This is a genomic window from Synechococcus sp. CBW1108, assembly GCF_015840335.1.
GTDB lineage: Bacteria > Cyanobacteriota > Cyanobacteriia > PCC-6307 > Cyanobiaceae > Cyanobium_A.
Genome location: NZ_CP060395.1, coordinates 705,576 through 721,873 on the forward strand (window position 1 = coordinate 705,576; position 16,298 = coordinate 721,873).

20 protein-coding genes are annotated in these 16,298 nt (G+C 64.2%); 7 read left to right on the top strand and 13 right to left on the bottom strand.

Annotated features, from left to right (window positions below):
* Positions 1-17: 17 nt before the first annotated feature.
* Positions 18-1,109 (top strand): IS630 family transposase, encoded by a 1,092-nt coding sequence (locus tag H8F27_RS03740; RefSeq protein WP_197151357.1) that lies wholly within the window; start codon positions 18-20, stop codon positions 1,107-1,109.
* Here H8F27_RS03740 and kaiC read toward each other — a convergent pair.
* The 3 genes from kaiC to H8F27_RS03755 form a co-directional block, all read right to left on the bottom strand.
* Complete coding sequence (gene kaiC / locus H8F27_RS03745) at positions 1,106-2,647, bottom strand: circadian clock protein KaiC (RefSeq protein WP_197151359.1); 1,542 nt, start codon at positions 2,645-2,647, stop codon at positions 1,106-1,108. The genes H8F27_RS03740 and kaiC overlap by 4 nt on opposite strands.
* Before the next feature lie 82 nt (positions 2,648-2,729).
* On the bottom strand, positions 2,730-3,065 hold the full coding sequence (gene kaiB, locus H8F27_RS03750) for a circadian clock protein KaiB (protein WP_197151361.1): 336 nt from the start codon (positions 3,063-3,065) through the stop codon (positions 2,730-2,732).
* A gap of 19 nt (positions 3,066-3,084) precedes the next feature.
* Positions 3,085-3,948 carry a circadian clock protein KaiA gene (locus tag H8F27_RS03755; RefSeq protein WP_197151362.1) on the bottom strand — a complete coding sequence of 288 codons (864 nt, stop codon included), beginning with the start codon at positions 3,946-3,948 and terminating at the stop codon, positions 3,085-3,087.
* A 173-nt stretch (positions 3,949-4,121) separates the two neighbouring features.
* On the opposite strand from H8F27_RS03755, the gene rplU reads away from it, so the two are divergent.
* Both rplU and rpmA read left to right on the top strand, forming a co-directional pair.
* Positions 4,122-4,532, top strand: coding sequence for a 50S ribosomal protein L21 (rplU, locus tag H8F27_RS03760; RefSeq protein WP_197151364.1), 411 nt, complete (start codon positions 4,122-4,124; stop codon positions 4,530-4,532).
* 40 nt (positions 4,533-4,572) lie between these two features.
* Positions 4,573-4,836, top strand: a complete 264-nt coding sequence (gene rpmA, locus H8F27_RS03765; protein WP_197151365.1) for a 50S ribosomal protein L27 — start codon at positions 4,573-4,575, stop codon at positions 4,834-4,836.
* 8 nt (positions 4,837-4,844) lie between these two features.
* Here rpmA and H8F27_RS03770 read toward each other — a convergent pair whose 3' ends face one another.
* On the bottom strand, positions 4,845-5,588 hold the full coding sequence (locus tag H8F27_RS03770) for a bifunctional 2-polyprenyl-6-hydroxyphenol methylase/3-demethylubiquinol 3-O-methyltransferase UbiG (RefSeq protein ID WP_197151366.1): 744 nt from the start codon (positions 5,586-5,588) through the stop codon (positions 4,845-4,847).
* A 63-nt stretch (positions 5,589-5,651) separates the two neighbouring features.
* A complete protein-coding gene (locus H8F27_RS03775; protein WP_197151367.1) occupies positions 5,652-6,356 on the bottom strand; it encodes a queuosine precursor transporter in 705 nt (234 codons plus the stop codon).
* Positions 6,357-6,398: 42 nt separating this feature from the next.
* Here H8F27_RS03775 and truB point away from each other — a divergent pair, with 42 nt between their 5' ends.
* Positions 6,399-7,286 carry a tRNA pseudouridine(55) synthase TruB gene (gene truB, locus H8F27_RS03780; protein WP_197151368.1) on the top strand — a complete coding sequence of 296 codons (888 nt, stop codon included), beginning with the start codon at positions 6,399-6,401 and terminating at the stop codon, positions 7,284-7,286.
* Between the two features lie 68 nt (positions 7,287-7,354).
* Positions 7,355-8,140: a YebC/PmpR family DNA-binding transcriptional regulator gene (locus H8F27_RS03785; RefSeq protein WP_197151370.1), complete on the top strand. Its 786-nt coding sequence runs from the start codon at positions 7,355-7,357 to the stop codon at positions 8,138-8,140.
* Positions 8,141-8,171: 31 nt separating this feature from the next.
* Here H8F27_RS03785 and H8F27_RS03790 read toward each other — a convergent pair whose 3' ends face one another.
* From H8F27_RS03790 to H8F27_RS03805, 4 genes are read right to left on the bottom strand one after another with little or no spacing between them, the layout of a single operon-like run.
* Complete coding sequence (locus H8F27_RS03790; protein WP_197151371.1) at positions 8,172-8,573, bottom strand: hypothetical protein; 402 nt, start codon at positions 8,571-8,573, stop codon at positions 8,172-8,174.
* Between the two features lie 39 nt (positions 8,574-8,612).
* Positions 8,613-9,119, bottom strand: a complete 507-nt coding sequence (locus H8F27_RS03795; protein WP_231596632.1) for a proline iminopeptidase-family hydrolase — start codon at positions 9,117-9,119, stop codon at positions 8,613-8,615.
* Between the two features lie 57 nt (positions 9,120-9,176).
* Positions 9,177-9,944 carry a glucosamine-6-phosphate deaminase gene (locus tag H8F27_RS03800; RefSeq protein ID WP_370594462.1) on the bottom strand — a complete coding sequence of 256 codons (768 nt, stop codon included), beginning with the start codon at positions 9,942-9,944 and terminating at the stop codon, positions 9,177-9,179.
* Between the two features lie 2 nt (positions 9,945-9,946).
* The gene (locus H8F27_RS03805) at positions 9,947-11,170 is read right to left on the bottom strand and encodes a SpoIID/LytB domain-containing protein (RefSeq protein WP_197151373.1); all 1,224 of its coding nucleotides are present in this window, start codon (positions 11,168-11,170) and stop codon (positions 9,947-9,949) included.
* Positions 11,171-11,242: 72 nt separating this feature from the next.
* Here H8F27_RS03805 and rnz point away from each other — a divergent pair, with 72 nt between their 5' ends.
* Together rnz and psbV are read left to right on the top strand one after the other, a co-directional pair.
* Entirely contained in the window at positions 11,243-12,202 is a 960-nt protein-coding gene (rnz, locus tag H8F27_RS03810) for a ribonuclease Z (protein WP_197151375.1), read from the top strand.
* A 98-nt stretch (positions 12,203-12,300) separates the two neighbouring features.
* Positions 12,301-12,822, top strand: a complete 522-nt coding sequence (gene psbV / locus H8F27_RS03815) for a photosystem II cytochrome c-550 (RefSeq protein ID WP_197151376.1) — start codon at positions 12,301-12,303, stop codon at positions 12,820-12,822.
* On the opposite strand, the gene H8F27_RS03820 is transcribed toward psbV, so the two are convergent.
* From H8F27_RS03820 to serA, 4 genes are all read right to left on the bottom strand, one after another.
* Positions 12,813-13,196 (bottom strand): hypothetical protein, encoded by a 384-nt coding sequence (locus tag H8F27_RS03820; RefSeq protein ID WP_197151378.1) that lies wholly within the window; start codon positions 13,194-13,196, stop codon positions 12,813-12,815. The two genes, psbV and H8F27_RS03820, sit on opposite strands and share 10 nt — an antisense overlap.
* Before the next feature lie 80 nt (positions 13,197-13,276).
* Positions 13,277-13,576: a ferredoxin gene (locus H8F27_RS03825; RefSeq protein ID WP_197151379.1), complete on the bottom strand. Its 300-nt coding sequence runs from the start codon at positions 13,574-13,576 to the stop codon at positions 13,277-13,279.
* 141 nt (positions 13,577-13,717) lie between these two features.
* The gene (gene prmA / locus H8F27_RS03830; protein ID WP_197151381.1) at positions 13,718-14,638 is read right to left on the bottom strand and encodes a 50S ribosomal protein L11 methyltransferase; all 921 of its coding nucleotides are present in this window, start codon (positions 14,636-14,638) and stop codon (positions 13,718-13,720) included.
* Positions 14,638-16,224 carry a phosphoglycerate dehydrogenase gene (serA, locus tag H8F27_RS03835; RefSeq protein WP_197151387.1) on the bottom strand — a complete coding sequence of 529 codons (1,587 nt, stop codon included), beginning with the start codon at positions 16,222-16,224 and terminating at the stop codon, positions 14,638-14,640. Before serA ends, prmA begins: the two co-directional genes overlap by 1 nt.
* Positions 16,225-16,298 lie beyond the last annotated feature (74 nt).

Sequence of the window (16,298 nt, forward strand, 5' to 3'; positions counted from 1 at the left end):
CCCGGGGGAGTCTTTCCATGGCCGTCGGCCGTCCGATGCCGCCGCTGGTCCTCACAGGGGACGAAGTTCAGCAGTTGCAGGCCCTTGCCCATTCCCGATCCCTGCCGCATTCGATCGTGCAGCGCGCCCAGATCGTGTTGGCCTGCGGCGCTGGTGAAACCAACACCGCTATCGCCAGACGGATGGGCCTGACCGGAATGACCGTTGGCAAATGGCGCAAGCGATATCGGGAGCTGGGCTTGGAAGGTCTGCACGACGAGCTCCGCCCCGGCCGGCCGCGCACCTACGAGGACGACAAGGTTGCCGAGGTGATCAACCGGGCCCTGCAGACCAAGCCCGCCGATGGCAGCACCCAGTGGTCAGCGCGTTCTCTGGCAGCCGCCACAGGAATTTCAAAAACCACCGTTCACCGCTGGCTGCAGACCTTCTCGGTCCAGCCGCATCGGCAGAAGCATTTCAAATTGCCGACCGATCCGTTCTTTGTTGAGAAGGTCCGCGACATCGTTGGCCTGTACCTGAATCCACCCGAGAACGCTGTCGTGCTCTGCGTTGATGAGAAGACGCAGATCCAGGCCCTAGACCGCACTCAGCCGCTGTTGCCCATGGGCCTGGGCTACGTGGAAGGTGTGACGCATGACTACATCCGCCACGGCACCACCACCCTGTTCGCCGCACTGGATGTGGCCACCGGTGCGGTAATCGCCGAATGCAAGCCCAGGCACCGGCACCAGGAGTTCCTCAGCTTCTTGCGAAGGATCGACAAGGAGGTGCCCAAGGAGCTCGATCTGCACCTGATCGTCGACAACTACTGCACTCACAAGCACACCAAAGTGAAGGCCTGGCTGGCGCAGCGGCCTCGTTTCCACGTCCACTACACCCCCACCTACGCCTCCTGGCTCAACCAGGTGGAGCGATGGTTTGGGATCATCACCCAGAAGGCGATTCGGCGCGGCAGCTTCTCGAGCGTCAAAGAGCTGATCAACAAGATCGAGCAGTTCGTGGCGGCCTACGACAAGACCAAGGTGCCGTTCAAGTGGACCGCCCACGCCGACTCAATCCTGGAGAAGCTCCAGCGACTTTGCTCGCAAATCTCCGGGACGGCACACTAGAGCGCATCGTCAGCAACTCCCCGCACAATGCGGGAGAGCTCACTGCGCTCATCGGTGGTGATGCGGTGGGGAACACCGGAAATGATCCGCTCGAAGTTTGAGAAGGAATCCTTGATCTCAGGGCCATTGCTGGTGATCACAAATTCACGGATACCCTTGTCGTGCCAGGAGCCCCGCATCTTGAACACATTGAGGGCGCGGGCCATCTCACCGCGAATCTCCACGTACTGCAGCAACAGGATCGTATCCGTAATGGTGGATATGTGGGAGTCGGTAATCGAGTGGCTGCCCATGAACTCCTCAGAGGTGTTCGTAAAGAAACCGGCGATCTCCTCCTGCTTGGCGTAGCCAGTCACACCGATAACAAACTGTCTAAAGGCATTGTGACTGACACCCCTCGCCAGAGCGGAGAGCGAATCAATCGCCATACGCGAGGGCTTGAACTGGCTGATCTCCGTTTTAATTATTTGGAGATGGTCTTCCAAGCCAGTCGATTCTGGATAGGCACAGATGATTTTGAGCAGGCCGTCCTGCTCCATCTTTTCAAAATCAATGCCCCAACTGGTCGCATTGCGCAGCAACTGGGCCCGGGATTCCTCATAGGCAAACAAAATCGCCCGCTCCCTGCTGCGGCATGCATCCTCAACAAACTTGGAAACCAGCAGGGTCTTGCCCGTACCGGTGGCACCAGTGGCCAGAATGATTGAGTCCTTGAAGAAACCGCCACCACACATCTCGTCGAGCTTGGGCACCCCGGAGCTGATGCGCACATTGGAAGATCGCTGGGTGAGACGCATGGCACCCAGGGGGAAAACGCTGATGCCATGGCCACCCATGGTGAAGGGAAATTCACCCTTCATATGGGTGGTGCCCCGCAATTTTAAAATCTCAGCCGTGCGCCGCCGCCGCTCACCCTCGAGCACATTGCGCAAAATCACAACATTGTCTGAAACAAATTCTTCCACCCCGTAGCGGGCAATCGGACCATATTCATCAATTCGCTCGGTGGTCATCACCGTAGTGACGCCAATCTCCTTGAGCCGGGCAATCAACCTGAAGATTTCACGCCGCACTACCGAAACCGCATCATATTGCTGAAAAACGGCGGTTATCGAATCAATCGCAACCCGCTTTGCCTTATATTTACGGATGGCATAGTTGATTCTCTCGATCAAGCCCGAGAGATCAAAACTGCCGGCCACATCCTGGCCCTCGGGATCCGGCGAGGCATCAAGAATAAACAGCTTATCCTGCTCAACCATGCTCTGAAGATCCCAGCCAAAGCTAGCCGCATTGCGCAATATATCCAGAGGCGATTCCTCAAATGTCACAAAAATGCCAGGCTCGTTGTACTGGCGGATCCCGTTGTAGAGAAAATTGAGCGAGAAAATTGTCTTGCCGGTGCCGGAAGTACCGCTGATCAGGGTGGAGCGGCCAATGGGCAGGCCCCCATGGCAGACATCATCGAAGCCCTCGATCCCAGTCGGGAGCTTCTGAACCTGCATCAGGGCATTACTGGTAGGGCTTGGTTCCTGCATCGACAGTTAGGGTCTGATCAAAAGCTACTCAAGGCAGCGGCCCATGAGAAGGGAGAAGATCTATAGGAGCCGTGGGCGGGGCTCAGGCTGGATTTTCCTCTGGCCCCTGCTCGTCCGAGCCATCTTCACTGAGCTCCTCATAGAGAAGATCTAGGCCGATCAACACCCGCTCCCGATCTGAGAGGTCGCCAATGATGCGGCGCACGGGGGGGGGCAGGATCTTGGCCAGGGTGGGGGTGGCCAGAATTTTGTCTTCTTCAGCCAACTGGGGGTTTTTCAACACATCTATCACCTTGAGGGCATAGACGCCGAGAAACTCCGTTTCCAGAATGTTGCGCAGGGTCTTGAGGGCGCGCATCGAGTTTGGCGTATTGCCCGCCACGTAAAGCTTAAGGATGTAGGTCTTGCGGGGAGTCATGTTTCAGGAGCGTCCTGGTTCAAACCATTGTGGGCTGGCCGGTTGCCTGGAGCGGGATGGCTGCCAAGGGAGCATCGGGTGGGATGGAGCGGCGATACATCTCGCAGAGATGGGCCATCACATCAAGGAGGGCTAATCGATAGTCCCGAAGAAAATCGTTCTTGTGTCCTTCCAGCTTGAGGCGCTGCGAGAAAGCATCAATGAGATTCACGTGAATCTCAACAGTTTTTGTAATTGGCAAATCGCTAAAAAAAGCAGTATTCACAAAGCTTTCCAGGGCCTGGTTGGCAGCAGCCGGATCCCGAAAGTAACTGAGCAGCAGGTCTCGGTAGGTGCGTTCGAGCGAATGGAACAGCTCTTCCCGTTCCAGCTCGGGCAGGTTGCGCAAAAAGCGGGAGGGATCGCGCTTGTAAAAAACTCCCACATAGCCCAGGCGGCCCTTCAGCCGATTGGCCAGCTTCCAGCCCTCCGGGGTCTCGGGCTTGGTCTGCCCGAGGGGCGGGCTAGCCCCAGCCCTAGGGCCGCGCTGGAGGACCCGAGAGATGGCGGCATCGAGGCTGTAGCTGAGCTGCTCGAGCTGATCTGGGGGCAGGTGCACCTCCGCTTGATGGAATTCGGTCTGACCGCTGACCGCACCGATCACCACTGCTGGCAGCTGCAGGCCCAGGTCTGAAAGGGCCTGATAGGCCTGGCTCTCCAGGGCGCCCTCCTCCAATACCAGGGCATCAAACTCCTCGCGGCGCAGCTCCAGCTGCGCCACAGGATTGGCGTCGGGATCGAGCCACACCATCCGCCAGCGGCCGCCGGCGAGCCAGCGGCCGCAAGCCTCCTGGAGAGAAGAATCGCGGATCAGCGAAGCAATGGTGAGAGCCGGTTCGGGCATGGACCGCTTCAACGGCGGGACAACCCGCAGCAAAGGCCACCAAATGTTGACTAAAGGAAGGCCGAAACGGGAAGATTGTTGTTTGTTTTCCCATTTTGTGCGCCAGGCCCAATGACGGCCTGCTCCTTCGCTAGTCAAGGAGCCTCCGTCAGCCTGGCCACGCCCTTGCCGCCATGAGCTCAACTCCAGGAAACACGTCCGAAAACACGTCCACAGCCGAGCTGCCCAGCCCAGCTGCTGGGGCCCCAACCGGCCCCTACGCCATTGTTGAAACTTCAGGTCAGCAGTTCTGGCTGCAACCCAACCGCTACTACGACCTCGACCGGATCGCCCTGGAGGTGGACGGCACCTTAACCATCGACAACGTGCTGTTGGTAAACGACGGCAAGGCGACCACCCTGGGCCAGCCCTACGTCAAAGGGGCCACCGTGGAGCTCAAGGTGATGGCCCATCGCCGCGGCACAAAAATCATCGTCTACAAGATGCGCCCCAAAAAGAAAACCAGGCGTAAAAACGGCCACCGTCAAGAACTGACCCGGGTGATGGTCGAGTCGATCAGCGTCAGCGGCAAGCCGATCGCCTGAAGCAAGTTTCCATTTCCATTCCCCCTGATTTCTCCGATCCATGGCCCACAAGAAAGGCACAGGCTCCACTCGCAACGGTCGCGACTCAAACTCCAAGCGCCTCGGCGTCAAGCGCTATGGCGGTGAAACCGTCAGCGCCGGTTCGATCCTGATCCGCCAGCGCGGCACCTCCGTGCTGCCCGGCGTCAACGTCGGCCGGGGTTCGGACGACACCCTCTATGCCCTCGTGGCTGGGGTAGTGAAATTCGAAAGCATCAAGCGCGGCCTGCGCAACCGCAAACGCATCAACATCGCCGTCGCCTAAAGGTCGGCTTAGGCCAACCGGTAGGCCCGGGTAGTGATCAAGAAGGGGTGAAACACCTCCAGGAAACGGCCAGAGAGGGTGCGGAAAAAGCTTTCCACCAGCTCCGGGGCGTCGAAATGGAAGGGGTATTCCCCCTGAAAACCCTTGAAGAAATACCAGTTGAGCAGGGCGGTCCCCGCCGGGCCCAACCTGTCTGCAAAGATCTCCAGCTGGGCTGAGGGATCGGGGAGATGTTCGAGCACATCCAGACACACGATCGTGTCGAAGCACCGCGGTAGAGCCGGATCAGCCAGATCCCGGTAGCAGCCCAGCTTCGCCGCCAGGCCCAGCTCGGTGGCCCGGGCCTCCACAAAGGCGCGGTTGTGGGGGTTGAGATCGACGAACCACACCCGCTCCACCTGGGGCAGGGCCGCCGCCGCCAGGGCATGGCTGCCGATGCCGCCGCCGAAGTCCAGCAGCTGCCCCTGGGCGAAGAGCTGCTGCAGGCGCAGGGTGTCGGCGATGTAGTCGGCACTGCCCAGGTGCCAGGCCGCCAGCTCCAGCAGGTGGCCGGTGCCCACAGCATCTTCATAGAACTGCTCCACCCGCTCGGGATCGAAGGAGCCTGGATGGAGGGCGGCCAGATCGTCGGTGCTGCTGGGCAGGCGGCCCTCAAGCTCTTCGGGCGCTATCGCCAGGAAGGCGGCCAGCTGGGCGCGCAGGCCAAAACCATCGGCCAGAAAGCGCCCAACCCCCAGCCCCGTCTCCGCCATGGCCAAAGTCACCCTGAGCAGTGCAGGGCCAAGCTAAGGGTCAGGGGGCGGAAGCCCCATCGCTCAGTCAGGCAGCTCGGCCCCCGCTTCGGGCACCTCCAGCCAGTGGCGCAACCAGGCCACCAGGCCGTAGAAGGGCAGGGTGTCAACCAAAGCGGCCAGGGCCTTGAACAGGTAGCCACTGGCAATGAAAGAAACCAGCTGGGGCCAGACGGGCTCGCCGGGCCGCACCGGCAACACATGGCTGGCGTAGTGACTAATAAGCACCACGGCACTGGTATCGACCAGTTGGCTCACCAGGGTGGAGCCGTTGTTTCGCAGCCAGAGGGCCTTGCCCCCACTGAAGCGCTTCCAGAAATGGAACAGCCGCACATCGGTGAATTGGGCCGCCAGGTAGGCGACCATCGAGGCCCCGACAGCCCCAAATGCCAGACGACGCACCTCGAAGAAGGTGGCGTCCGGCGCACCGGCAACCCCCGGCAGGATGCCGCCAAGCCAAAGAATAAGCACGATCCAGCCATTGAGGGCGAGCCCGACCCACACCAGCTGGCCCGCCTTCTGCTCACCCCACAGCTCACTGATCAGGTCTGTGCACAGGAAGGTGACCGGATAGGGCAGGGCCCCCACCGCCACCACGATCGGCCAGGAGCCGATCGTGCCCAGCTGGAGAAAGCGAGTGAGACCGAGGATATTGAGCATGCCCATGGTGCCCAGGAAAATCCCGGCCAGCACCAAAAACGTCAGGTCCCGGCGCTGCTGCAGGGTCATCGAAGCGGATCATGGGACCCTGCAAGGCTGACGCTCCCATCCATGCCTGACCAGCCCTGCGGCTTTCTGGTGCTCGATAAGCCCGCGGGCCTCACCTCCCACGCCTGTGTCGCCCGGGTGCGGCGCGCCTACAAGCTCAAGCGCGTGGGCCATGGCGGCACCCTCGATCCAGCCGTGACCGGGGTGCTGCCGCTCGCCCTGGGGCCCGCCACCCGGCTGCTGCCCTACCTGGAGGGGGACAAGACCTACCGGGGCGTGGTGCAACTGGGGGTGCGCACCGTCAGCGACGACCTCGAGGGGGAGGTGCTGGCCCGAGCCGCCGTGCCTGTCCTCGAGGCAGGGGATCTCACTGCGGCCCTGGCGGCTTTCCGGGGCAAGATCCAGCAGGTGCCTCCCCAGGTGTCGGCCGTGCATGTAGACGGCCAACGGGCCTACAAGCGGGTGCGCCAGGGGGAACAACTGGAACTGGCAGCCCGGCCGGTGACGGTGCATCGCCTGGAACTGCTGGGCTGGGATCCCGCCAGTGGAGCCCTGGAGGTGGAGGTGGCCTGCTCGGCCGGCACCTACATCCGCGCCCTGGCCAGGGACCTGGGGGAAGCCCTGGGCTGCGGTGGTGCCCTGGCCAGCCTGCGCCGCACCGGGGCCCTGGGCTTTGACCTGGAGCAGGCCGTGCCCCTGGCATGCCTCGATCAGCTCCCCCTGCCGCCCCTACTGGATCCCCTGGCGGCCCTGGCCCATCTACCCCGCCGGCAGCTGGCCGAGGCGGAGCAGGCGGACTGGCGCTGCGGGCGGGCCATCGGCCAGATCCTGCCCCTGGAGGCCGGACAAGCGGTGGTGGTGCTTAGCCAGGATGGCAACCTGGCCGGCATGGCCCGCGCCAGAGGTGAAGGCCTGCTGCAACCCAAGCTGGTGTTCAACGCTGCTGGCTGAACCAGACCGGCTGAACCAGCCCACCTGAACCAGACCAGCCCCCTCGCTCAATTCTCCCCCCCACTCCGATGGCCGGCCACAGCAAGTGGGCCCAGATCAAGCGCACCAAGGCCGTGGTCGATGCCAAGCGGGGGGCCGTATTCACCCGGCTGGGGCGGGAAATCACGGTGGCAGCCCGCAGCGGTGCCGATCCGACCGGCAACTTCCAGCTGCGCACAGCCATCGAGAAGGCCAAGGCCGCCGGGATGCCCAACGCCAACATCGAGCGGGCGATCGCCAAGGGTTCGGGCCAGGGCAGCGGCTCCGGCGAAGCCTTTGAAGCCGTGCGTTACGAGGGCTACGGCCCCGGCGGCGTGGCGGTGCTGGTGGAGGCCTTCACCGACAACCGCAACCGCACTGCCGCCGAGGTGCGCCTGGCCTTCGGCAAACATAACGGCAGCCTGGGTGAGACGGGCTGCGTCGGCTACCTGTTTGAGCAGCGCTCGGTGGTGCAACTGGCCGCTGGGGATGGCCAAGCCATCGATGAAGAGGCCCTGCTGGAGGGGTTGCTGGCCCTGGAGGAGCAGGGCGGCCCCGCCGCCCTCGGCTACAGCCCGCTCGAGCAAGGGGCCCTGGAGGTGTTCGGCGGCTTCGCCGACCTGGAGGCCCTGCAGGACGGCCTGCGCCGCCAGGGCTGGGCAGTGGCGGGCTGGGAACACCGCTGGATTCCCCAGACCACCTGCCCCCTCAGCGATGCCGACAGCCTGCGCGCCTGCCTGCGCCTGCTCGATGCCCTTGAGGAATTGGAAGATGGGCGCAGCGTCACCAGCAACCTGGAGGCCGACGAGGCGCTGCTGGCGGAGGTGATGGGCTGAGAGCAGGGGCTCCAAGCACCTGCCAACCCACTTAAGGATCCTCTCGGATCGTTTGGGCATCAACCCGCCGCAGAAAATCGATCAGACCCTGGATGTAAACCACCTGGTCATCAACCATCGCCATATGGCTTCCATTCGGGCAGTGGAGATGGGAACCCCGCGGCAGAGCCTTGGCCATGGCCGCCATCTGCTGGGGATCCATGGTGTCGTGGGCGGCACCAATGGTGAGAGTGGGAACCTGAATCCGGGGTAAATCAGCCCTGCGATCCCACTGGGCCAACTTGCCATGGGTGCCCAGCTCACTGGGACCCTGCATGGGGATGTAGACCTTCGGATTGAGGTGCTCAAATGCACGCAGAACCGAATCGGGCCATTGGGCATAGGGCCGGCGCAACACGCGGCGCTCGTAGTGGTGCGGGATCAACAACTCCATATAGCGCGGGTTGTCGTAATCCTCGGCAGCTTCGATGGCCTAGAGCTCGGCCAGAACACCCGCTGGCAGTTGACACATAAAACGATCTTCAGCGTAGCGATTGTACTCTGGCACACTCCAGACCATATTGGAAATTATCAATCTCTTCAGATATTGCTGGTAGCGCAGCGCATACTCAATCGCCAGTATCCCGCCCCAGGAGTGACCAAGCAAGAAAAAATTGCTGCCATCGAGAGCCAGGGCTTGACGCACCTGCTCCACCTCATCTACAAAACGCCCGATCTCCCAGAGATCAGCGTGATCGGGCTGACTGCTGTGAAAAGAACCGAGCTGGTCGTAGAAATAGAGCTCGATTCCCGCCTGGGGTAGAAAACCGTCAAACACCTCGAAATACTCGTGGGTGCAGCCCGGTCCGCCATGGAGCAGCAACAGCTTGAGGTGCGGACTCGCACCGCTGCGGCGTGTCCACACCTCAAAGGTGCCGAAGTCAGTGCGCACCGGAATGCTGCGAACACCGGAACCGGGCGGAGCTGAAGAAGGCGGCATCGGCAAGGTCGACAAAAAGCCTTAAATCATCATGGCTCCACCTCTGGCGACAGCCGATCACCTACAGGGGCCAGGCCCCTGTAGGAACGCCCCTAGGGCAGCCTGATCTGCCACCACCTCCAGCCGGGGGTGGTGCTGCAGCCAGCTGGCGGGTATCTCAGGGCAGGGGGGCTCCTGCAAAGCCCGTTTCAAGATGGCGGCCTTACTGGCGCCGGTGACCACCAGCAGGATTTGCCCTGCAGCAAGGATCTCCGCCAATCCAAGCGTGATCGCCTGGGCCGGCACCGCCTCGGGATCGCCGCCAAAGGCGCCAGCGTTCTGGGTCCGGGTGGCGGCGCTGAGGGTCAGGCAGCGGCAGGGGGCCTCAGCGCTGCAGGGGGGCTCGTTGAAGCCCACATGGCCGTTTAAGCCCAGACCGAGCAGCTGTAGCCCCACGCCACCGGCAACCGCGAGCGCGGCCCCATAGCGCCGGGCTTCAGCCTGGGGATCGGCCGCCAGGCCATCGGGCAGCAGCACCTGCTCCGGCCGCAAGCCCAGGGGGGCCTGCAGCTGGCCGGCCATGAAAGCCTTGAAGGAGCGCGGATCGTGGGGCCCCAGGCCCACATATTCATCGAGATTGAAGCTCAGCCAGTCGGCACGAATCTGGCGCTGCTGCTGGCTGCCAAGCCGGCCCAACTGCTGCCGCAGCGCCGCATAAACCGGCACCATGGTGCGCCCGGTGGCCAGGCCCAGGGGCCGCTGCGGCTGGGCCTGGCGGGCCTGCAGCAACCGCTCGGCCGCAGCTGCCGCCACGGCCTGGGCGTCGGCCAATGCAAGCAATTGCACGCTCAGGGGCTGGCGTAGGGGCGCAGCTCCGTGCCGCGGTAGTAATGGCGCAGGATTTGGTCATAGCTCTGGCCCCGTTGGGCCAGGCCCAGGGCACCCCACTGGCTCATGCCCACCCCGTGGCCGTAGCCCCTGCCAACCGCCAGCAGCGATGGGAGCGGCAGTTGCACCTGGGGCTGTACATCCCCAACTTGGTACTGCTCCGGCAGCAAGGGTAGGGGCGGCAAGGCAGCCAGCTCTGAGGCCACCAGCTCAAAGCGCACCATGGTGCTCCTGAGGCCGAGGCGGCTGCGGAGCTGGGCTCCACTGACCACCAGGGTGCCTGAGGGGCCACTCACCCGGGCCTGACGCACCCTCCCGGTGCTGGTGGTGGAGAGCACGTCGATGCGTTGGGCTCCGCCGATCTCGGCAAAAGCCTGCTGGAGCTGCTCGGGCTCAAGACGCTGCTGCCAGGCCTGCACCGGGCTTGCCTGGTCAAAATCGGGCACGCTGACCAAGTAGGGCAGCTGCTGGCTCCAGAGATCGCCGCTGTTTTCGGTCGCGCCGCCACTGCTGCTGTGGAAAACCGCATTGGCCAGACTGGAGCCATACATCAGCACCTGGCCGCGGGTGCTGAGCACCGCCTCTCGGGTGGAGGGGGTTTCCGAGTCCACCCCTTTGTAGACCTGGCTCGACACGGTGGCGCTGAGGTCAAATGGATCGGCAGGCTTGCGCTGCCGCAGGGCGTAGGTTCGGGCGGCCACGGCCTGGGCCCGCAGGGCCGCCTGGGGCCAGCTGGCCGGCATCTCGCTACCCACCACGCTGGGCAGGTAGGACTCGAGGCCCACGTGGTTGATGGCCCGCAGGCCAGAACCTCCTACCAGCACCTGCAGCCGGCCCCGGTAGCCGCGCTGCTTCAGCTGGAAATCGCCCCCCTCGGCAGGCCGCGAGGCCGGCTCGAGCCAGATTTCCCTCGCCGCTTGCAGGCGCTCAACTCCACCGCCGCGCTCCAACACCAGCTCACCTTCGGCCAGGCGCAGCACGACCTCCTCACCGGCGGCTAGCGCCAAGCGCTGGCCGCCTATGCGCAGCACCAGGGGCTGCTGCTGGGCGGCCAGCGGCAGGCTTTCCGCTTCCAGGATCAGCACCCTCACCTGGGGCTCCATAGACTGCATTCCCAGGGCCCCAGGCACAGCTGCAGCCAGCATGAGCGTCGCCATGGGCCAGGAGAGCAACCAGGACGCCATCCGGAACACCAGCTGTTGGCAAGGCTCTCCATTTTGCCCGGCGTGGCAGCATGCGCCAGAGGCGGCAGGACCGTGCAGGTCACCTTTCTAGGCACCAGTTCGGGAGTGCCCACCCGCGGCCGCAATGTGTCAGCGGTGGCACTGCGCCTGCCCCAGCGCAGTGAACTGTGGCTATTCGACTGCGGCGAGGCCACCCAGCACCAGTTCCTGCGCAGCGAGCTGCGGGTCAGCCAGCTGCGGCGGATCTTTATCACCCACATGCACGGCGACCATGTGTTCGGCCTGCCCGGCCTGCTGGCCAGCCTCGGGCTGGCGGGCAGCTGCACGGGCATCGATCTCTATGGCCCCGATCCCCTGCGCGACTACCTCGAAGGGGTGCTTCGCACCTCCTCCACCCGGATCGGCTACCCCCTGCGCACCCACAGGGTGCAGGGGGTAGCCAGCAGCGGCGCCCTGCTGCTCGACGACGACGACCTCACCGTGCGCTGTACCCCGCTCAACCACCGGGTGCCGGCCTTTGCCTATCGGGTTGACCAGAAACCGCGGACCGGCCACTTCGATGTGGAGCGAGCCAGGGCCATGGGTATTGCGCCCGGGCCGATCTACGCCGAGCTCAAGGCCGGCCACAGCGTCACACTCGATGACGGCCGGATCATCAACGGCGCCAGCCTCTGCGGCCCCGATCGCCCCGGCGCCAGCGTGGTGTACTGCACCGACACCGTCTTCTGCCAGGCGGCGGTGGAGCTGGCCGCCGGCGCCGACCTGCTGATCCATGAAGCCACCTTCTCCCACGCCGAGGCGGCACTGGCCTACCAACGCCAGCACTCCACCAGCACCATGGCGGCCCAGACCGCCCTGGAGGCCGGCGTCAAGCAATTGGTGCTGACTCACCTGAGCCCCCGCTACATGCCAGGCAACGCCATGACCCCGGACGACCTGCTGGCGGAGGCCCGCGCCATCTTTGCCAACACCTTGGTGGCCAAGGATTTCCTCAGTCTGGACATCACCCCCGCCGAACCGGCCACGGCCTAGCCCTGCAACAGTTCACGCGATTCCGCTGCGGAGGGCCCTTTCCCCGTGATACAAGGTCTCCGATGCGGTCTTTACCGCTTACCCGCCGGCTTTTCCCAATGGCCTCCTCCTTTCCCTCGGCTGCCCTCCGCAAGGCCGTTCGCGTTCTTGCTCGAACCCTGCTGGCCCTGCTGCTATTCACGGGCTTCGGCAGCCCAGCTCTGGCGGCCGCCTGGACCAGCGAGCAGCTCACCGTGCCCGCCACACCAGACGGCACCCTGGTGACCTTCAGCGAGCAGGAAATCAAGGCTGGCCGGAAGGTGTTCAACAGCAGCTGCGGCGAGTGCCACGCCGGTGGCATCACCAAGACCAACCAGAACGTGGGCCTCGATCCCGAGACCCTGGCCCTGGCTACCCCATCCCGGGACAACGTCGAGGCTCTGGTGGACTACATGAAGGATCCCACCTCCTACGACGGGGAATACAGCATCGCCGACGTGCATCCGAGCATGCGCAGCAGCGACATCTTCGTGAAAATGCGCGACCTCGACGACGACGACCTGCGTCTGATGGCCGGCTACATCCTGGTGGCCCCCAAGGTGCAGGGCATCCAGTGGGGCGGCGGCAAGATTTACTTCTGAGCCCGGGAGGGCGGCTCCCTGTTGACCTGATCCAGGGAGCTCGGCAACTTGCTGTACCACCACTCCTGCAGCTCCGAACCCAACCGCTCCGTAAATAGGGTGATCACTGTTCGGGTCGGGCGTGCCCCCGGCTGAAGCAGCTCCACCGCATAGGTGGGACAGCGCCGCGAAGCCAGATCTGCCACAAAGCGACGCCCAACCCGCCGCCAGCTGGGCTCCTTGCTCCGCCAGGCCAGCCGGCAGCAGGGCCAGGGCAATTCCTCACGGTCAAACAACCGACAGCAGGGGCCCAGCACCCGATAGGTGTACTGACCACCGGGGCTGGCGTGCTCGCTGCCTGGCTCGAGCAGGGCAGTGGCGGCCTGGGCAGACACAGATCAACGACTCCGGGATGACAACAAAAAAGCCACCCCGAAGGGTGGCAGATAGGGGCCAGGCACTCAAGCCAGGGGGCTCAATAGAGCTCTTCTTCAGCGTGGGTCTTGATGGTGCAGTCGCTGGTGGGGTAAGCCACGCAGGTGAGCACGAAGCCTGCCTCGATCTGGTCGTCGTCAAGGAAGCTTTGGTCGCTCTGGTCAACGGTGCCGGTGGTCAGCTTGCCGGCACAGGTGGAGCAGGCACCAGCCCGGCAGGAGTAGGGCAGATCGACACCCTGTTCCTCAGCGGCATCGAGGATGTACTGGTCGTCAGGAACCTCGATGGTCTTGTTGAGGCCTTCGCTCTCGCTAATGAGGGTGACCTTGTAGGAAGCCATGAAAAGGATTAGGGCTCACAGGTACCCGAAAGCCGGGCCTGTAGGACCCTACCTTCATACATCCGCCGCAAGCCTTTCCTGGCCATTTCCAGGCCAGGACGCTGGAAGCCCAATCAAAACCAGGGCACAGATCAGCGTGCCTTATGCAACGCGCCGGATCGTCATCAGGCCCCACAGGCCCTGCTGGGCGGTGAGCTGGGCCCGCCAGCCCTGCTCCAACAGGGCCTGCTCCAGGCCTGGAGCCTGGTTCACCAACAGCCCACTCAGCAGGCCCACCCCGGTGGCGCCCAGCAGGGTGTGAAACGTCGGGGAGAGGGCCTCGATAACCGGAGCCAGGATGTTGCAGAGCAGCAGATCGGCGGGCCGGCCCTCCAGCAGGGCGGCGAGGGTTTGGGCCGACCCGAGCCCTACCTGGAGTCGATCGCTGCAGCCAGAGAGGGCGGCGTTGTCCTGGGTGGCCCGAACCGCCAGGCAATCGGTGTCCACGGCGGCCACCCGGGCCGCCCCCTGCAGCAGGGCAGCCAGGCCAAGGATGCCGCTGCCACAGCCCAGATCCGCCACCCGGATGGGGCCGAGGCTGCCGCCAGCCTGATCGGCCAGGGCCTCGATCGCCTCCAGGCACAGCCGGGTGGTGGGATGGCTGCCAGTACCGAAGGCACTGCCTGGATCCAGCCGGATCACCCTCCGGTCTGCATGGGCAGCGGGCAGCTCCAACCAGACCGGCAGGATCAGCAGGGTGCGGCCCACCGGATCTGGCTGCCAGTGCTGCTTCCAGCTAAGGCTCCAGTCCTCGTCGTCCTGGAGGGTCCAGGTGATCGGCGGGAGTTGCAGGGCGAAGGGCTCCGCCAGGGGCGCCAGGGCCGCCTCCAGCTGCTGCCGCTCTGCTTCGGGCCAATCGGCTGCAGGCAGCCAGGCCAGCAGCTGCCGCTGCAGGGGCGCCTCCGGACGGTGGCGCAGCGCCACCCTGGGGATGCCCAGCAATTCGAGCTTCCAGAGCAGGGATTCCTCCAGTTCTGGCGGGCATGCCAGCTCCAGCCGCCACCAGCTCAGGGGGCATGGCATCAGAGGGTAACCGGATGGGCTGCCTGGATGCCGTTGATGGCAAGCACCGAAGCCAGCAGGGTCGGCGGAATCGGGTCGTCCAGGCTCAGCACCATCACGGCATCACCGCGCACGATGCGGCGACCCACCTGCATCGAGGCGATGTTGACGTTGTGTTCGCCCAGCAGGGAGCCCAGCTCGCCGATGATCCCGGGCATGTCGCGGTGGCGGGTAAACAGCATGTGGCGGCTGGGGACCACGTTCACCGGGAACTCATCAATGCTGGTAATACGCAGCTCACCCTCGGCGAACACCGCCCCGGTGACGCTGTGGCTGGCCTGGGGGCTGCGGGAGCGCAACTGCAGGGAGCCAGCGGCAAAATCGCGGCTGGCGTCGTCCTTTACCTCCAGAACATGGATACCCCGCTCCTTGGCCTCGAGGCTGGCATTGACGTAGTTGATGCTGTCCCCTAGGGCTGTGGAGAGCAGACCCTTGAGGGCCGCCACCACGAGCGGCTGGGCAGGGTGCACGGCGAAATCACCCTGGAGGCGGACCTCCAGCTGGCTGATCGGGCCGCCGGCCAGCTGGCTGATGAGTTGGCCGAGGGTTTCGGCCAACTGCAGGTGGGGCTTGAGCTGCTCCATCACCTCGGCATTGAGGCCGGGGATGTTGACCGCACTGCGGGCGGGCAGGCCCAGCAACACATCGCGGATCTGCTCAGCCACGTCGATGGCCACATTCTCCTGAGCCTCTTCAGTGGAGGCGCCGAGGTGGGGAGTGAGGATCAGCCGCTCCTTGACCGATCGCAGGGGGGAGCCGGCCTCAAGGGGCTCCTTGGCGTACACGTCAAGGGCCGCGCCGCCGATGGTGCCATTTTCAACCGCCGCGGCCAGGGCTGCCTCGTCAATGATGCCGCCACGGGCACAGTTGACGATGCGGGCCGTCGGTTTCATCGTCTTCAGCAGCTCCGCGTTCACCAGGTTCTCGGTGTCGGGGGTGCGGGGCAGGTGCAGGCTGACGTAATCGGCCTCGGCAAACAGGGCCGGCAGGGTCAGCAGCCGCACCTGCATCTGCTGGGCCCGTTCGGCCGACACATAGGGGTCGTAGGCCATCACATCCATGCCCATGGCCTTGCCCACCCGGGCCACGTGGGAGCCGATCTTGCCCAGACCAACCACGCCAAGCTTCTTTTTATAAAGCTCGTTACCGACGTATTTCTTGCGGTCCCAGCCGCCGGCCATGGTGCTGGCGTGGGCGTTGGGCACATGGCGCGAAAGAGCCAGCATCAGGGCCAGGGCCTGCTCAGCAGCGGCGATGGTGTTGCCCTCAGGCGAGTTCACCACCAGCACACCCCGCTTGGTGGCGGCCGGCACGTCCACGTTGTCCACCCCGACGCCGGCGCGGCCAATGATCCGCAGTTTGTCGGCCGCTTCAATGATTTCGGCGGTCACCGTGGTGCCGGAGCGGATCATCAGGGCTTCGTAGTCGCCGATGATCGCCCTGAGCTCCTCCGGTGGAAGGCCAATGCGCACATCCACCTGGGCCACCTGGGAAAGGATGTCAATCCCCGCCTGGTCGATCGGATCCGAAACGAGAACCTTTGTCATGCCCAGCGGTGGGGAGGGTGAGCCGGGGGTGCAGTGTAGTGAGCGGTGAGAATTCCCCATCCCGAACCAAGAGA

Bases quoted from the DNA above. Each gene is read 5' to 3' on its own strand.
- kaiC (WP_197151359.1), bottom strand. From the start codon at position 2,647: ATGCAGGAACCAAGCCCTACCAGTAATGCCCTGATGCAGGTTCAGAAG.
- H8F27_RS03775 (WP_197151367.1), bottom strand. From the start codon at position 6,356: ATGACCCTGCAGCAGCGCCGGGACCTGACGTTTTTGGTGCTGGCCGGG.
- rpmA (WP_197151365.1), top strand. From the start codon at position 4,573: ATGGCCCACAAGAAAGGCACAGGCTCCACTCGCAACGGTCGCGACTCA.
- psbV (WP_197151376.1), top strand. From the start codon at position 12,301: ATGGCCTCCTCCTTTCCCTCGGCTGCCCTCCGCAAGGCCGTTCGCGTT.
- H8F27_RS03795 (WP_231596632.1), bottom strand. From the start codon at position 9,119: ATGCCGCCTTCTTCAGCTCCGCCCGGTTCCGGTGTTCGCAGCATTCCG.
- H8F27_RS03740 (WP_197151357.1), top strand. From the start codon at position 18: ATGGCCGTCGGCCGTCCGATGCCGCCGCTGGTCCTCACAGGGGACGAA.
- rplU (WP_197151364.1), top strand. From the start codon at position 4,122: ATGAGCTCAACTCCAGGAAACACGTCCGAAAACACGTCCACAGCCGAG.
- H8F27_RS03805 (WP_197151373.1), bottom strand. From the start codon at position 11,170: ATGGCGTCCTGGTTGCTCTCCTGGCCCATGGCGACGCTCATGCTGGCT.
- H8F27_RS03825 (WP_197151379.1), bottom strand. From the start codon at position 13,576: ATGGCTTCCTACAAGGTCACCCTCATTAGCGAGAGCGAAGGCCTCAAC.
- H8F27_RS03755 (WP_197151362.1), bottom strand. From the start codon at position 3,948: ATGCCCGAACCGGCTCTCACCATTGCTTCGCTGATCCGCGATTCTTCT.
- serA (WP_197151387.1), bottom strand. From the start codon at position 16,224: ATGACAAAGGTTCTCGTTTCGGATCCGATCGACCAGGCGGGGATTGAC.
- H8F27_RS03790 (WP_197151371.1), bottom strand. From the start codon at position 8,573: ATGGAGTTGTTGATCCCGCACCACTACGAGCGCCGCGTGTTGCGCCGG.
- prmA (WP_197151381.1), bottom strand. From the start codon at position 14,638: ATGCCATGCCCCCTGAGCTGGTGGCGGCTGGAGCTGGCATGCCCGCCA.
- H8F27_RS03770 (WP_197151366.1), bottom strand. From the start codon at position 5,588: ATGGCGGAGACGGGGCTGGGGGTTGGGCGCTTTCTGGCCGATGGTTTT.
- H8F27_RS03785 (WP_197151370.1), top strand. From the start codon at position 7,355: ATGGCCGGCCACAGCAAGTGGGCCCAGATCAAGCGCACCAAGGCCGTG.
- truB (WP_197151368.1), top strand. From the start codon at position 6,399: ATGCCTGACCAGCCCTGCGGCTTTCTGGTGCTCGATAAGCCCGCGGGC.
- kaiB (WP_197151361.1), bottom strand. From the start codon at position 3,065: ATGACTCCCCGCAAGACCTACATCCTTAAGCTTTACGTGGCGGGCAAT.